Annotated in this window: 17 protein-coding genes; 1 reads left to right on the top strand and 16 read right to left on the bottom strand. The window is 60.1% G+C overall.

Annotation, left to right across the window (positions count from 1 at the left end):
* Positions 1–3: 3 nt before the first annotated feature.
* The 16 genes from LNV07_RS08180 to LNV07_RS08105 all read right to left on the bottom strand — a co-directional run bounded on the left by LNV07_RS08180 (position 4) and on the right by LNV07_RS08105 (position 11,992).
* Positions 4–282: an acyl carrier protein gene (locus LNV07_RS08180; RefSeq protein ID WP_263570688.1), complete on the bottom strand. Its 279-nt coding sequence runs from the start codon at positions 280–282 to the stop codon at positions 4–6.
* A gap of 72 nt (positions 283–354) precedes the next feature.
* Positions 355–633: a phosphopantetheine-binding protein gene (locus LNV07_RS08175; protein ID WP_263570687.1), complete on the bottom strand. Its 279-nt coding sequence runs from the start codon at positions 631–633 to the stop codon at positions 355–357.
* 2 nt (positions 634–635) lie between these two features.
* A complete protein-coding gene (locus tag LNV07_RS08170) occupies positions 636–1,403 on the bottom strand; it encodes a lysophospholipid acyltransferase family protein (protein ID WP_263570686.1) in 768 nt (255 codons plus the stop codon).
* Entirely contained in the window at positions 1,393–2,169 is a 777-nt protein-coding gene (locus LNV07_RS08165; RefSeq protein WP_263570685.1) for a beta-ketoacyl synthase chain length factor, read from the bottom strand. Before LNV07_RS08165 ends, LNV07_RS08170 begins: the two co-directional genes overlap by 11 nt.
* Before the next feature lie 115 nt (positions 2,170–2,284).
* Complete coding sequence (locus tag LNV07_RS08160; protein WP_263555671.1) at positions 2,285–2,701, bottom strand: F0F1 ATP synthase subunit epsilon; 417 nt, start codon at positions 2,699–2,701, stop codon at positions 2,285–2,287.
* A 73-nt stretch (positions 2,702–2,774) separates the two neighbouring features.
* On the bottom strand, positions 2,775–4,199 hold the full coding sequence (gene atpD / locus LNV07_RS08155; protein ID WP_263570846.1) for a F0F1 ATP synthase subunit beta: 1,425 nt from the start codon (positions 4,197–4,199) through the stop codon (positions 2,775–2,777).
* A gap of 50 nt (positions 4,200–4,249) precedes the next feature.
* Positions 4,250–5,134: a F0F1 ATP synthase subunit gamma gene (gene atpG, locus LNV07_RS08150; RefSeq protein WP_263570684.1), complete on the bottom strand. Its 885-nt coding sequence runs from the start codon at positions 5,132–5,134 to the stop codon at positions 4,250–4,252.
* Positions 5,135–5,186: 52 nt separating this feature from the next.
* Positions 5,187–6,740, bottom strand: coding sequence for a F0F1 ATP synthase subunit alpha (gene atpA, locus LNV07_RS08145; protein WP_263570683.1), 1,554 nt, complete (start codon positions 6,738–6,740; stop codon positions 5,187–5,189).
* Between the two features lie 87 nt (positions 6,741–6,827).
* Positions 6,828–7,355, bottom strand: coding sequence for a F0F1 ATP synthase subunit delta (locus LNV07_RS08140; RefSeq protein WP_263570682.1), 528 nt, complete (start codon positions 7,353–7,355; stop codon positions 6,828–6,830).
* 2 nt (positions 7,356–7,357) lie between these two features.
* Positions 7,358–7,828 (bottom strand): F0F1 ATP synthase subunit B, encoded by a 471-nt coding sequence (locus LNV07_RS08135; protein WP_263570681.1) that lies wholly within the window; start codon positions 7,826–7,828, stop codon positions 7,358–7,360.
* 42 nt (positions 7,829–7,870) lie between these two features.
* Complete coding sequence (gene atpE, locus LNV07_RS08130; RefSeq protein WP_263532376.1) at positions 7,871–8,116, bottom strand: F0F1 ATP synthase subunit C; 246 nt, start codon at positions 8,114–8,116, stop codon at positions 7,871–7,873.
* Between the two features lie 82 nt (positions 8,117–8,198).
* A complete protein-coding gene (gene atpB, locus LNV07_RS08125; RefSeq protein ID WP_263570680.1) occupies positions 8,199–9,095 on the bottom strand; it encodes a F0F1 ATP synthase subunit A in 897 nt (298 codons plus the stop codon).
* A 22-nt stretch (positions 9,096–9,117) separates the two neighbouring features.
* Positions 9,118–9,654 (bottom strand): ATP synthase subunit I, encoded by a 537-nt coding sequence (locus LNV07_RS08120; protein WP_263570679.1) that lies wholly within the window; start codon positions 9,652–9,654, stop codon positions 9,118–9,120.
* A 125-nt stretch (positions 9,655–9,779) separates the two neighbouring features.
* The gene (locus LNV07_RS08115) at positions 9,780–10,697 is read right to left on the bottom strand and encodes an SMP-30/gluconolactonase/LRE family protein (protein ID WP_318013700.1); all 918 of its coding nucleotides are present in this window, start codon (positions 10,695–10,697) and stop codon (positions 9,780–9,782) included.
* 70 nt (positions 10,698–10,767) lie between these two features.
* A complete protein-coding gene (locus tag LNV07_RS08110) occupies positions 10,768–11,259 on the bottom strand; it encodes a GNAT family N-acetyltransferase (protein WP_263570678.1) in 492 nt (163 codons plus the stop codon).
* 46 nt (positions 11,260–11,305) lie between these two features.
* Entirely contained in the window at positions 11,306–11,992 is a 687-nt protein-coding gene (locus LNV07_RS08105) for a cytochrome b/b6 domain-containing protein (protein ID WP_263570677.1), read from the bottom strand.
* 143 nt (positions 11,993–12,135) lie between these two features.
* Here LNV07_RS08105 and LNV07_RS08100 point away from each other — a divergent pair, with 143 nt between their 5' ends.
* Positions 12,136–12,615, top strand: a complete 480-nt coding sequence (locus LNV07_RS08100) for a c-type cytochrome (RefSeq protein WP_263570676.1) — start codon at positions 12,136–12,138, stop codon at positions 12,613–12,615.
* Positions 12,616–12,621: the final 6 nt, after the last annotated feature.

Below are 12,621 nucleotides of genomic sequence, written 5' to 3'. Positions count from 1 at the left end.
GCCTCAGCTCGGCTCGGGCCGTACACCTGTCTCTGCACCGCTCTTGATCAAGCCCTGCAGGGCGTCGATCACATCCTGCAGGGTACGCACGGCCTTGAAAGCCTCCGGCTGCAGGCGCTTGCCGACCAAGGGTCGCAGCTTGACGATCAGATCGACCGCGTCAATGCTGTCGATGTCGAGGTCTTCATACAAACGGGCCTGACGGTGAATCACCGCCGCGTCGATATCAAAGGTATCGATCAGAATTGTCTGTAAACGTTCGAAAATTTCTTGGTCTGTCATTTTTTCACTCTCAACGCCGCCCTATCCTGGCCGCGCCGTACTGCTGACTGCTAGGCCCGACGGCCCATCTCTCTACTTGCTGCGCTGGTTCGCCACAAACAAGGCCAAGGCTCGAATGCTGGCGAAATGCTGGCGCGTCTGCGCGGCGTCCGCCGTCATGCTGACGCCGTAACGCTGCTGCAGGGCCAAGCCCAATTCCAGCGCGTCGATCGAGTCGAGGCCGAGTCCGTCGACGAACAAGGCCTGCTCGGCATCAATCTGCTCGGGAGCAAGATCCTCAAGGCTCAGGCAAGAGATCAACAACTGTTTGATCTCTTGTTCGAGTTCCGGTGCTTTCTCTGTGTATTGCATTTTCATTCCCCCTGCTTCGAAAAATATTTAGCCAAGTGTGCCGTCAAACTTCGCGCGGCCAACCCCGGCTCCTGGGCCGCCGCGTCCAGGAACGGGGCGATCGCGATGTCCTCGCCGACCACGATGCTGAAGTGCAGAGGCCGATCCGCGACACGCCACCAAGGCTGGCCCTTGCTCAAGCCCGGAGGCCAGCAATGGATATGTACCGGCGTCACATTGCAAGGCGCGCGGGCAGCAATTTGGGCCGCACCGCGCTGCAGTTGCAAGGCTTGGCCCGGTTTGCTGCGAGTCCCTTCCGGGAAGATCACAAGGTTAGCGCCTTGGCGCAGACTGTCCATACAGGATTGCAGCAGGTCGGGACCCTCGTTATTGCGCACATAGTCGCAGGCGCGCACCGGCCCGAAGGTGAATGGGTTGGACGCCAAGCCCGCGCGCACCACACAGTCGGCATTGCGAACCATTGAAATCAAGAACACCACATCAATCAGCGTCGGATGGTTGGCCAGAATCAACAGCCCCGACCTATCCAGCCGGCTCTGTCCTTCGATCCGGTAACTGATCAAGCCGAGCCGGCGCATCAGGCCGATAAAGGCCGAGAAAACCCAGCGCACCACGCCGCGTGCGTGGCGGGAGCGCTGGGCGGGCCGGCGCTCGAGCAGCAGCAGCAAGGGGAAGTAGAGCAGGCCGATCAACGCTCCACCGACCCCGAAGACAGCGAAAGCCACGCCGGTGGCGGCGATGCGGCGCAGGCGATTCAGTTCAGCCCGCATCGCGAGTCCAACACCAGCGGCCATGATTCAGCGTCGCGGCATCGCCGATCAAAAACTCCAGCGTTTTCAAATCGGCACCTAGTTCCGGGGCACGCCCCTGCGCTATGAGGGCTTGCCTGCAGGCTTGCAAGTTCAGCAAACCCTGACCCTTGGCCGCCTGACTTGCGGTTCCTGCAGGACGCAGCAGGCAAGCCCAGGCGTGCAGAAACTGCTGACCCGGTGTTGCGGTGGCGGAAAACTGGGCAAAGCTTGCCGGCAGCGGCGCATCAAAATAGACCAGCAAGACGGCTGTCGCGCCATCGGCCAACAGCCCCTGAGCTTCGGCAAAACCGGCCTCGGCGCTGTGCTCACCTGCGCTCACCGCAAGGTAGTTGGCGCGGTCGTGGCGCGCAATCGAATAGAGCGCGCCGATCGCGTTGTGGACCGACAGGCTGAAGGCCGTAGGCGACAGCGGCTGGCCCAAGGCGAGTTGCTCCAGCATACCGACCGAGCGAGCCAACTCGCCCCAGCGCGACGCGAATACCACCGGGCAGCTATCGATGGCCGCTGTGGCCGTCTCCGTCGCTTGCAAGGCATAGGCTGTCTGCAAGGCCGCACGCCCCAAAGGCTCGATGCGGCGGCGCATCATGGCCGGCATCTCGGCCAAGGGCGCGACGCCGTCCGAGATCGGAAAACTGGGCGCCGCCAACCATTGCCGCCACTGCACCTGGGATTCGATGCCCGGCGCCCAAGCGGCCCATTGTTCAATCCAGAAGCGTGTCGGCATGATTGTGCTTGCGGTTCCGAAAACGACTCCGCCGCGACGAATCGCGGCGGAGCTGACTTGATCGGTTGAGGACTGAACTACTGGCTTGCGCTCAGGCGGTCTGTCCCCCAAACCATTAGTTTTTCCGGAACTTGCGCAGCGCAGCGATCTGGGCAGCCATTGCAGCGAACTCGCCTTGCGCCTTGGCAAAGTCGATATCGCTCTTGGCGTTCTTCATCGCTTCTTCGGCCAAGGCCTTGGCTTCAACCGCCTTGGCTTCGTCCAGATCCTTGCCGCGAATCGCGGTGTCGGCCAGCACGGTGACACGGCCCGGCTGCACTTCCAGCAAGCCACCGGCCACGAAGACAAACTCTTCCTGGCCGTTGTCGGCGCGCTGGATGCGCACAGCACCCGGCTTGATGCGGGTGATCAGCGGTGCGTGGTTGGGCAAGATGCCCAGCTCACCGCTTTCACCCGGCAGTGCAACAAACTTGGCTTCGCCGGAGAAGATCTGCTCTTCGGCGGAGACCACATCCACATGGATAGTTGCCATCTTGAATCTTCCTTAGCGTTTGCGTTGAGAACTGTGCTGAATGCAGGGAGAGCTGACGCCCTCCCCGCTGTCATCAGCCCAGCTTCTTCGCCTTTTCAAACGCTTCGTCGATGGTGCCAACCATGTAGAAGGCCTGCTCTGGCAGGTGATCGCATTCGCCGGCAACAATCATCTTGAAGCCGCGGATGGTTTCCTTCAATGGCACATACTTGCCAGGCGAGCCGGTGAAAACCTCGGCCACATGGAAAGGCTGCGACAAGAAGCGCTGGATCTTCCGCGCGCGGGAGACCGACAGCTTGTCTTCAGGCGACAGCTCGTCCATACCCAGAATCGCGATGATGTCGCGCAGTTCTTTGTAGCGCTGCAGCACTTGCTGAACGGCACGGGCCGTCGAGTAATGCTCATCACCGACCACGTTCGGGTCCAGCTGACGCGAGGTCGAGTCGAGCGGGTCCACGGCGGGGTAGATACCCAGCGAAGCGATGTCACGCGACAGCACGACGGTGGAGTCCAAGTGAGCAAAGGTCGTCGCAGGCGATGGGTCGGTCAAGTCGTCCGCTGGCACGTAAACGGCCTGGATGGACGTGATCGAACCGACCTTGGTCGAAGTGATCCGCTCTTGCAAGCGGCCCATTTCTTCGGCCAGCGTTGGCTGATAACCCACGGCGGAAGGCATACGACCCAGCAGCGCGGACACTTCGGTACCGGCCAATGTGAAACGGTAGATGTTGTCCACGAAGAACAGCACATCCTTGCCTTCGTCACGGAAGGACTCGGCGATCGTCAGACCGGTCAAGGCCACGCGCAGACGGTTGCCTGGAGGCTCGTTCATCTGACCGTAAACCATCGCGACCTTGGAGTCCTCAAGCTTCTCGAGGTTCACCACGCCGGAGTCGGCCATCTCGTGATAGAAGTCGTTACCTTCACGAGTCCGCTCGCCCACACCCGCAAACACCGACAGACCGCTGTGGGCCTTGGCGATGTTGTTGATGAGTTCCATCATGTTCACGGTCTTGCCCACACCGGCGCCACCGAACAGACCCACCTTGCCGCCCTTGGCGAACGGGCAGATCAAGTCGATCACCTTGATGCCGGTTTCCAGCAGTTCTTGCGACGGGCTCAGCTCGTCGTAAGCCGGAGCCTGGCGGTGGATCGACGCGATTTGCGTCGAGTCAACCGGACCACGCTCATCAATCGGCGCGCCCAGCACGTCCATGATGCGGCCGAGTGTGCCCTTGCCCACGGGCACCTGGATGTTCTTGCCGGTGTTGAAAACTTCGGTGCCGCGGCGCAGGCCGTCCGACGATCCCAAAGCAATGGTCCGCACGATCCCGTCGCCCAGCTGCTGCTGAACTTCCAGGGTCAGGTTGCTACCGTTCATCTTCAGCGCGTCATAGACCTTCGGCATCTGGCTGCGTGGGAACTCAACGTCCACAACGGCGCCAATGCACTGAACGATCTTGCCAACGGCGTTGGTTTGAGTGTTCGACATATCGATTCCTTAAAACAATCAGTATTCGTTGCGTATGGTTTGGCAGTTAGCAGGCATTAGCCCACTGCGGCCGCTCCGCTGACAATCTCTGACAACTCTTTGGTGATAGCTGCTTGGCGGGTCTTGTTATAGATCAGCTTCAGCTCACCAATCAAGGTGCCGGCGTTGTCGGTTGCGGCCTTCATCGCCACCATGCGTGCCGATTGCTCGGACGCCATGTTTTCTGCCACGGCCTGGTAGACCAGCGCTTCGGCATAACGCACCAACAGCTCGTCAATCACCGTCGGCGCATCGGGCTCGTACAGATAGTCCCAAGCGTGAGCTGGGGAGCCATCGGCCGCGGCCGTCTTCATGCCTTCGGTCGTCAACGGCAACAATTGCTTGATGACGGTTTCCTGCTTCATCGTGTTGATGAAACGGGTGTAGCAGAGGTAGACGGCGTTCAGCTTGCCTTCGGCGTAAGCGTCGAGCAGAACCTTGACCGGGCCGACCAGCTTTTCGATGTGCGGCTTGTCGCCCAGATGCGTGACATGAGCCACCACCTTGGCGCCGATGCGGTTCATGAAGCCCAGACCCTTGTTGCCGATGGCGACGACTTCGGCCGATTGGCCGACGGCGTCGAGGTCCTTCAGCTTGGCCGTGGTTGCACGCAACAAGTTGGTGTTCAAACCACCGCAGAGGCCTTTGTCCGTCGTCACCACCACGAAGCCGGCTACTTTTGCATCCGGATTGGCGGTCAGGAAGGCATGCTTGTACTCGGGGTTAGCCTGGGCGAGGTTAGCGGCGATATTGCCGATCTTCTCGCTGTAGGGACGACCCGCACGCATGCGTTCCTGGGCCTTGCGCATCTTCGAGACCGAGACCATTTCCATGGCCTTGGTGATCTTCTTGGTGCCTTCGACCGACTTGATCTTGCCGCGAATTTCCTTGCTTGATGCCATGATTTCTCCTTTTCAGATTGGGTGAATTTTCAAGCTCACCCAGTCAATGGCATTAAGCGAAGGACTTCTTGAACGCGGTGATTGCAGCGTTCAACTCGGCTTCGGCATCCTTGTCCATCGCCTTGTCGGCTTCCAGCTTGGCCAACAGAGCGGCGTGGCTGGTCTTCAGGAACTGGTGCATGCCGGACTCGAAAGCCAAGACCTTGTTGACCGGCAGACTGTCCATGAAGCCCTTGTTGACCGCGTACAACGTCGCGCCCATCAAGCTGATGGTTTGCGGCGAGTACTGAGCCTGCTTGAGCAACTCGGTCACGCGAGCACCGCGGTCCAACTGCTTGCGGGTGGACTCGTCCAGATCGGAAGCGAACTGCGCGAACGCGGCCAACTCACGGTACTGGGCCAGGTCGGTACGGATACCGCCGGACAGGTTCTTGACCAGCTTGGTTTGCGCTGCGCCACCGACTCGCGACACCGAAATACCGGCATTGATCGCAGGGCGGATACCGGCGTTGAACAGCGAGGTCTCCAAGAAGATCTGACCGTCGGTGATCGAAATCACGTTGGTTGGCACGAAGGCCGACACGTCACCGGCTTGCGTCTCAATGATAGGCAACGCGGTCAAAGAACCGGTCTTGCCCTTCACTTCGCCCTTGGTGAAGGCTTCGACATAGTCGGCGTTCACGCGAGCGGCACGCTCCAGCAGGCGGCTGTGGAGATAGAACACGTCGCCGGGGTAGGCTTCACGGCCTGGTGGACGGCGCAGCAGCAGCGATACCTGACGGTAAGCCACGGCTTGCTTGGACAGATCGTCATAAACGATCAGCGCGTCTTGACCGCGGTCGCGGAAGTACTCGCCCATCGTGCAACCGGAGTAGGCCGACACATATTGCATCGCAGCCGACTCGGAGGCCGAGGCCGCCACGACGATGGTGTAAGCCATCGCGCCGTTGGCTTCCAGAGCGCGCACCACGTTCTTGATCGACGAAGCCTTCTGGCCGATCGCAACGTAGACGCAGGTCATGTTCTGACCCTTCTGGTTGATGATGGCGTCGATCGCAACAGCGGTCTTGCCGGTCTGGCGGTCACCAATGATCAGCTCGCGCTGACCACGGCCCACCGGCACCATCGAGTCAATCGACTTCAGGCCGGTTTGCATAGGCTGATCAACCGACTTACGGGCGATCACGCCTGGAGCGACCTTCTCGATCACGTCCGTCATCTTGGCGTTGATCGGGCCCTTGCCGTCGATCGGGTGACCCAGCGCATTGACCACGCGGCCAATCAGCTCGGGGCCAACCGGCACTTCCAGAATACGACCCGTGCACTTGACGGTGTCGCCTTCGGAGATGTGCTCGTACTGGCCCAAGATCACGGAACCGACCGAGTCACGCTCGAGGTTCAGCGCCAGACCGTAGGTCGGCTGACCATCGGCACCGGCCGGGAACTCCAGCATCTCGCCTTGCATCACGTCGGAAAGACCGTGGATGCGGCAAATGCCGTCGGACACGGACACCACGGTGCCCTGGTTGCGGACGTCCGTCGAAGTGCCAAGGCCCTCGATGCGGCTCTTGATCAGTTCGGAAATTTCAGCAGGATTCAGATTCATTGCTATGGCTCCCAGCTGGCCCTCCGTCTGTTACCAGAGCGGACGACACAGGGATGAATGAAGGGTGTGAAGTTGCACTCAAGGCCATCAGGCCGTGAGCGCTACTTTCATGCGTTCCAGACGGTACTTGACCGAGGTGTCCAACACCTCATCGCCAACCACCACCCGAATGCCGCCAATCAGTGACGGCTCCAAGACGAGCTGTGCGTCGAGCTTGCGGGCGAAACGCTTTTCCAGCGACACCATCACCTCGGCCAATTGGGCCGCATCGATGGGGTAAGCGCTGTAAATCAAAGCGTCGGCGACACCGGCTGCAGCATTGGCCAAGAGATGGAATTGCTGAGCCACCGCCTGCAAAGCGCCGAGGCGCCCGTTGGCGATGACGGTGCGCAAAAAGTTCTGCACACCCTCAGCGAGCTCCAATTTGCCTGCCACAACGGCATAGACCTGCTCGGCCGTGGCCTTGGGATGGTCAGCAAACGCAAGCAACTCGGGCGCCCCGGCCATTTGGGCCAAGGCATCAAGCTGCAAGCCCCAGGCCTTGACGTCATGCTTGGACGCTACTTGATACAGCGCTTCGGCGTACGGACGGGCAATGGATGCGAGCTCGGCCATGCTTACAGCTCCGTCTTCAGGCGACCCAGCAACTCGGCGTGCACAGAGGCGTTGACCTCGCGCTGCAGAATTTGCTCGGCACCCTTGACGGCCAGCGCGGCGACTTGCTCGCGCAAGGCCTCACGAGCACGTACGGATTGCGCTTCGGCTTCGGCATGAGCGTCGGCCACGATCTTGGCGGCCTTCTCTTCGGCTTGGCCGGCGGCAGCAGCCACGATCGCAGCGGCACGCTTTTCAGCGTCGGCCAACAGCTTGGTGGTTTCGCCACGGGTCAGCGCCAATTGCTCGTCGACCTTCTTGTTGGCGTTGGCCAACTCGGACTTGGCCTTGTCGGCCGCAGCCAGACCTTCGGCGATTTTTGCGGCGCGCTCATCCAGGGCCTTCATCATTGGAGGCCAGATGAAGCGCATGGTGAACCATACAAGGATCGCAAAAACGATCGCCTGCAGGAACAGTGTTGCGTTGATATTCACAGAGCTATCCTTTCAACCGTGAACGGTTGGCGCATCAATTAATTAGATGGCGAAAGGCTTGGCGAATGCGAACAGCAGAGCGATAGCCACACCGATCAGGAACGCGGCGTCGATCAGACCAGCCAAGATGAACATCTTGGTTTGCAGTTCGTTCATCAGCTCAGGCTGGCGAGCCGAAGCTTCCAGGAACTTGCCGCCCATCAAAGCGATACCGATAGAAGCGCCCAATGCGCCCAGACCAACGATGAGACCGCAAGCCAGTGCTACGAGACCGAGAATGTTTTCCATGATTTGCTCCAGAAGGAAAGGTAAGTAAAGAAAAAGGAAAGGGAAAAGAGAAAAAGCGAACTATCCGACGCTCGGCCGCAGATCAATGCTGATCGTGCGCCTGGCCCGTGTAGATCAAGGTCAGCATCATGAAGATGAAGGCCTGCAAGGTGATGATCAGGATGTGAAACAGCGTCCACACCGTACCAGCCACCAAATGGCCCAGACCCAGCCAGAAGCCACCCGACAACGGGTTCAACTCCCAGGCCCAGACGCCACCCATCAGCGCGATCAGCATAAACACCAGCTCACCCGCAAACATATTGCCGAACAACCGCATGCCATGTGACACGGTCTTGGCAGCGAACTCGATCAGCTGCATCAGGAAGTTGATCGGATACAAAAACCACTTGTCACCGAAGGGAGCGGCAAGCAACTCATGCGTCCAGCCGCCGATGCCCTTGATCTTGATGCTGTAGAAGAAGCACATGATCAGCACGCTGGTCGACAGACCCAGCGTCGTCGACAAGTCGGCGGTCGGCACCACACGCATATAAGCGTGATGCGGGTCGTGACCCATGGAGCCAAACACCTTGGCCCACAGCGTCGGCAGCAGGTCGACCGGCAGCATGTCCATGAAGTTCATCAGGAAAATCCAGACAAACACGGTCAGCGCCAAGGGTCCGATGACCTTGCGGCTGGCGGCATTGTGAATCACACCTTTGGCCTGGTTCTCGACCATTTCGGACAAGATTTCAACCGCAGCCTGGAAGCGGCCGGGGACGCCGGAGGTCGCCTTGCGCGCGGCACGCCACAAGATGAAACAACCCAACACACCCAAAATCACCGCATAAATCAGTGAGTCCAGGTTGAACAAGCTGAAATCAACGATGCTGGTCTGCTTGACCAGTTCACCCTTGAAATTCATCTGCATATGCTGCAGGTGATGCTGGATATATTCCCCAGCGTTGGGCCCTTGCCCGTGTCCTTCGGCTGCCATCGTTAGTTTCCGTCCTGCGTATTTACTTAACTTGACTCGTCCGACCCTGCCAAAGCAGGGCCAACCAATTAACTTTCAAGCATCCGACCAAACCCGCCAGCATTGCCAGCCAATTCAAATCCGACACCCATACCGCTGCCACCGCCAAAATGGCAACAGCCGTCATGATCTTGATCAGCTCCCAGAACATAAACCCCAGCACCGCAGCAGCTGGCATTCCTCTGAAGAGCCCGGTCATCCCCCACGCCATCAAGGCATTCGGAAAAACCACCGCAGCCGCACCCCAAAGAGCCGACTGCGCTGTTTTGCCCTGCCCGGTCAACAGGTAGGCCAGCACAGCAATCACCGCACCGACCAAGGCCTGAATCCCGACGACACGCCAAACCGAAATCGGCGGGTGCTTAACTTGCAAGGCCTGCGCTTGTTCTCGCGTCAGGGTCTTGAAAGGCAGCTCCTCGGCCTCATTCTGTTTGTCTTCATTCCAGTCATCCCAATCAGGGCTTGCCAGAGAGACTTTCGGTCTTTCTTGGCGCACTTGCTTGGTCACCAAATTGGTCATGAAGGGCTGATGAATGTCGGCAAAACCCAAAGATTATATGTGGAAACCCGTAGGTTTCCGACAAGAACCTTAGCAAAGGCTCAAGATGTGGCCGTGACTTCCGGCACAGGCGAGCCCGCCCGCCCTCAGAGTTGGAGCAAATTGGCCGGCAATCCCGCGACCTCCACACGCACCCGCAACACGCAGCCGGCCAAGGGCTGGGCCGCCAATTCCTCGACCGAGCGGCCCTCGCTGGCGGTGGTGATGTAGAGCGTGCGCAGGTCGGCGCCGCCAAACGTCGGCATGGTCGGGCAGCGCACCGGCAGATGCAGTTCGCACAAGACCTGACCCTCGGGCGACAGCCTCAGCAAACGCTGGCCTTCGAACATCGCCACCCAGTAACAACCCTCGACATCAACGGCTGCGCCGTCAGGGCGGCCGCCGTATTGATCCAGGCTCTCCCCGGCCGCGCGCGGCGTGAACTTGGCAAACAGTTGTCGCTCGCCGATAGTCCCGGCGGCGGCATCAAAGTCCAGCACATAGATTTCATGCGCCTTGGTGTCGGACCAATACATCTTGCGCTGATCGGGGCTCCAGGCCACACCATTGGAGGTGACGATGCCTTCGGCCATGGATTCAAAGCTGCCGTTGGCATAACGGTACAGGCCGGCGTGGGGCGCGCGAGCGTCATCAATGGTGCCGACCCAGAAGCGCCCTTGCGCATCGGGCTTGCCGTCATTGAAGCGCTGCTGCCCACTGTCGAACGGCGCTGCCGCCAGCTGCGTATGCTCACCGGTCCGGGTGTCCAGGCGCCACAAGCCATTGCGCTGGGCCACGGCCAAGCCGCCACCTTCGATCAGCGCAATACAGCCTGGCTCGCTGTCCAACTGCCAATGACGAAGCTCACCACTGGCCGGCTCAAGCCGCAAAACCTGCCGCTTCGGGATATCTACGTAATAGAGACATTGCTCGGCGACGCTCCAGAGCGGCGATTCGCCCAAGGCGGCGACGGCCGGGCCGGCGGCCTCAAGCTGGTAGAGCGTTGCATCGGACTTGTTCATCATGGCTGCGACTTGGGCGGGACAAAGCGCGATGCTAAAGCCGTAACCCGATGAAACCAAGCTTGAAACCCAATCAGTCCAAATCAACCTTCAAATAATGCGCGCCCGGAATCGGGTTGAAATAGTAAGGCGGCACCGACTCGAAGCCCAGGCTCTCGTACAGGCCGCGCGCCGATTCCATATCGTCCAGCGTATCCAGCAACATCGCCGAATAGCCGGCTTGGGTCGCCGCATCGATCAAGCCCTGCGCCAACAAGCGCCCCAGGCCAAAGCGGCGAAAGGCCGGCCGCACAAACAGGCGCTTCATTTCGCAGGCGTTCGCATAGTCGACATCAAGCAGCGGGCGAAAGCCACCGCAACCCGCGACTTGGCCGTCCACCAAGGCCAAGAGCATGACCCCACCGGGCGCTTCATATTGGCCAGGCAGGCTTTGCAGCTCCGCCTCGAAATCCTGGAAGCACAGATCAACCGCCAAGCTGGCGGCGTAGTCGCGCAGAATCTCGCGGGTCGACTCCCAATATTCGGCGGAATCGGGCGAAAGCAGAGTGATGTCGGGGCTATTCATGGGCCAAGGCTGAGGGCAGCCAGCAGTGTACCCATCCAAGGCCGCATCAGACCGTCTCCAGGCCGATCAAAAGATAGACCGCCGCGGCGCAAGCCCCCAGCAGAGTCAAGGCAAACAAGCGGGTTGCCAAGCTATCCCGCGCCGCCGGCACCGCATGCGGCAATAGCTTGTCGCCGCTGAACATCGGCCCGATCAGATCGTTGCGATGGCGCAAGCGGTAAAAGGCAATCGCCGCCACATGCAGGCCCACCAGAACAAACAAACCCCACTGACCGTAGCTCTTGTGATAGGCGGTCCAAGCCAGGCTGACCTCGCCCGACACAAAACGTATCAAAGGGCCGGTACTGGCGATTTCGTCATCGGCAATCAGGCCGGAGCCGACTTGCAACAACAGCCAAGCCAGCATAGCCAGCACCGCGTACGCGCCCAGCGGGTTGTGGCCCACCTCGAAATGGTCATCGGCATGGGCCCGGCCGCGCAGATAGCGGACAAGCGCGGCCGGCGAATAGACAAAGCTGCTGAAGCGCGACCAGCGCCCGCCGACCAAGCCCCAAACAATTCGAAATGCCACCAGCGCCAGCACCGCGTAGCCCAGGCGCATATGCCAGACAAGCGCATTGCCACCAAGCTTGGCGCTGATCACCGAACCCAGCACGCAAGCCACCAAGGTCCAGTGAAACAAGCGAGTGGGCAGGTCCCAGATCCGCACCGGCATCAACAAATCTTTAGGCATCAGATCTCCCTTTCGATGTATTCAACGATAACGCATGCGGCCCTGGCTGCAAAGATCGCGCCGGCTGTCTACACTGCAGCGGGCCAGCGACTTTGCTTGCCGTCCAAAATCACCAGCCAATGCAAAAACCCAAGGAAGCCAGCATGGAAAAAAGAAAACTCCTGATCGCCGCGAGCTGCGTGGCCAGCATGGTCGGCCTCTGCGCCGCCCTGCCCGCCCACGCACAGTTCCAGAAACCGGAACATGCCATCAAGTATCGGCAGTCATCGATGAGTATCTTGGCCACCCATTTCGGCCGCATTGCGGCAATGGCCAACGGCAAGGTCCCCTTCGATGCCAAGGCCGTCGCGGCCAATGCCGAAGTCGTGAGCATGATCGCCAAGCTGCCTTTGGCGGCCTTTGGCGAGGGCACCGACAAGGGTCTGCCAACGCGCGCCAAGCCCGAGATCTGGAAGGAGTCCGCCAAGTTCAAGGAAGCCTCCGACAAGATGATCGGCGAAATCGCCAAGCTGGATGCGGCGGCCAAGGGCGGCAATCTGGATCAGATCAAGGCGGCGGTCGGTGGCGTCGGGCAGAGCTGCAAGGCCTGCCACGACAGTTTCCAGAACGACGACCTGAAGTAGGCGGCC

The organism is Roseateles oligotrophus (assembly GCF_025717515.1).
Lineage (GTDB): Bacteria > Pseudomonadota > Gammaproteobacteria > Burkholderiales > Burkholderiaceae_C > Paucibacter_A > Paucibacter_A oligotrophus.
This window is presented reverse-complemented; position numbering and strand designations above follow the sequence as displayed.

Bases quoted from the DNA above. Each gene is read 5' to 3' on its own strand.
- atpA (WP_263570683.1), bottom strand. From the start codon at position 6,740: ATGAATCTGAATCCTGCTGAAATTTCCGAACTGATCAAGAGCCGCATC.
- atpB (WP_263570680.1), bottom strand. From the start codon at position 9,095: ATGGCAGCCGAAGGACACGGGCAAGGGCCCAACGCTGGGGAATATATC.
- atpE (WP_263532376.1), bottom strand. From the start codon at position 8,116: ATGGAAAACATTCTCGGTCTCGTAGCACTGGCTTGCGGTCTCATCGTT.
- LNV07_RS08100 (WP_263570676.1), top strand. From the start codon at position 12,136: ATGGAAAAAAGAAAACTCCTGATCGCCGCGAGCTGCGTGGCCAGCATG.
- LNV07_RS08165 (WP_263570685.1), bottom strand. From the start codon at position 2,169: ATGCCGACACGCTTCTGGATTGAACAATGGGCCGCTTGGGCGCCGGGC.
- LNV07_RS08160 (WP_263555671.1), bottom strand. From the start codon at position 2,701: ATGGCAACTATCCATGTGGATGTGGTCTCCGCCGAAGAGCAGATCTTC.
- atpG (WP_263570684.1), bottom strand. From the start codon at position 5,134: ATGGCATCAAGCAAGGAAATTCGCGGCAAGATCAAGTCGGTCGAAGGC.
- LNV07_RS08170 (WP_263570686.1), bottom strand. From the start codon at position 1,403: ATGCGGGCTGAACTGAATCGCCTGCGCCGCATCGCCGCCACCGGCGTG.
- LNV07_RS08140 (WP_263570682.1), bottom strand. From the start codon at position 7,355: ATGGCCGAGCTCGCATCCATTGCCCGTCCGTACGCCGAAGCGCTGTAT.
- LNV07_RS08110 (WP_263570678.1), bottom strand. From the start codon at position 11,259: ATGAATAGCCCCGACATCACTCTGCTTTCGCCCGATTCCGCCGAATAT.
- LNV07_RS08180 (WP_263570688.1), bottom strand. From the start codon at position 282: ATGACAGACCAAGAAATTTTCGAACGTTTACAGACAATTCTGATCGAT.
- LNV07_RS08120 (WP_263570679.1), bottom strand. From the start codon at position 9,654: ATGACCAATTTGGTGACCAAGCAAGTGCGCCAAGAAAGACCGAAAGTC.
- LNV07_RS08115 (WP_318013700.1), bottom strand. From the start codon at position 10,697: ATGATGAACAAGTCCGATGCAACGCTCTACCAGCTTGAGGCCGCCGGC.
- LNV07_RS08105 (WP_263570677.1), bottom strand. From the start codon at position 11,992: ATGCCTAAAGATTTGTTGATGCCGGTGCGGATCTGGGACCTGCCCACT.
- LNV07_RS08175 (WP_263570687.1), bottom strand. From the start codon at position 633: ATGCAATACACAGAGAAAGCACCGGAACTCGAACAAGAGATCAAACAG.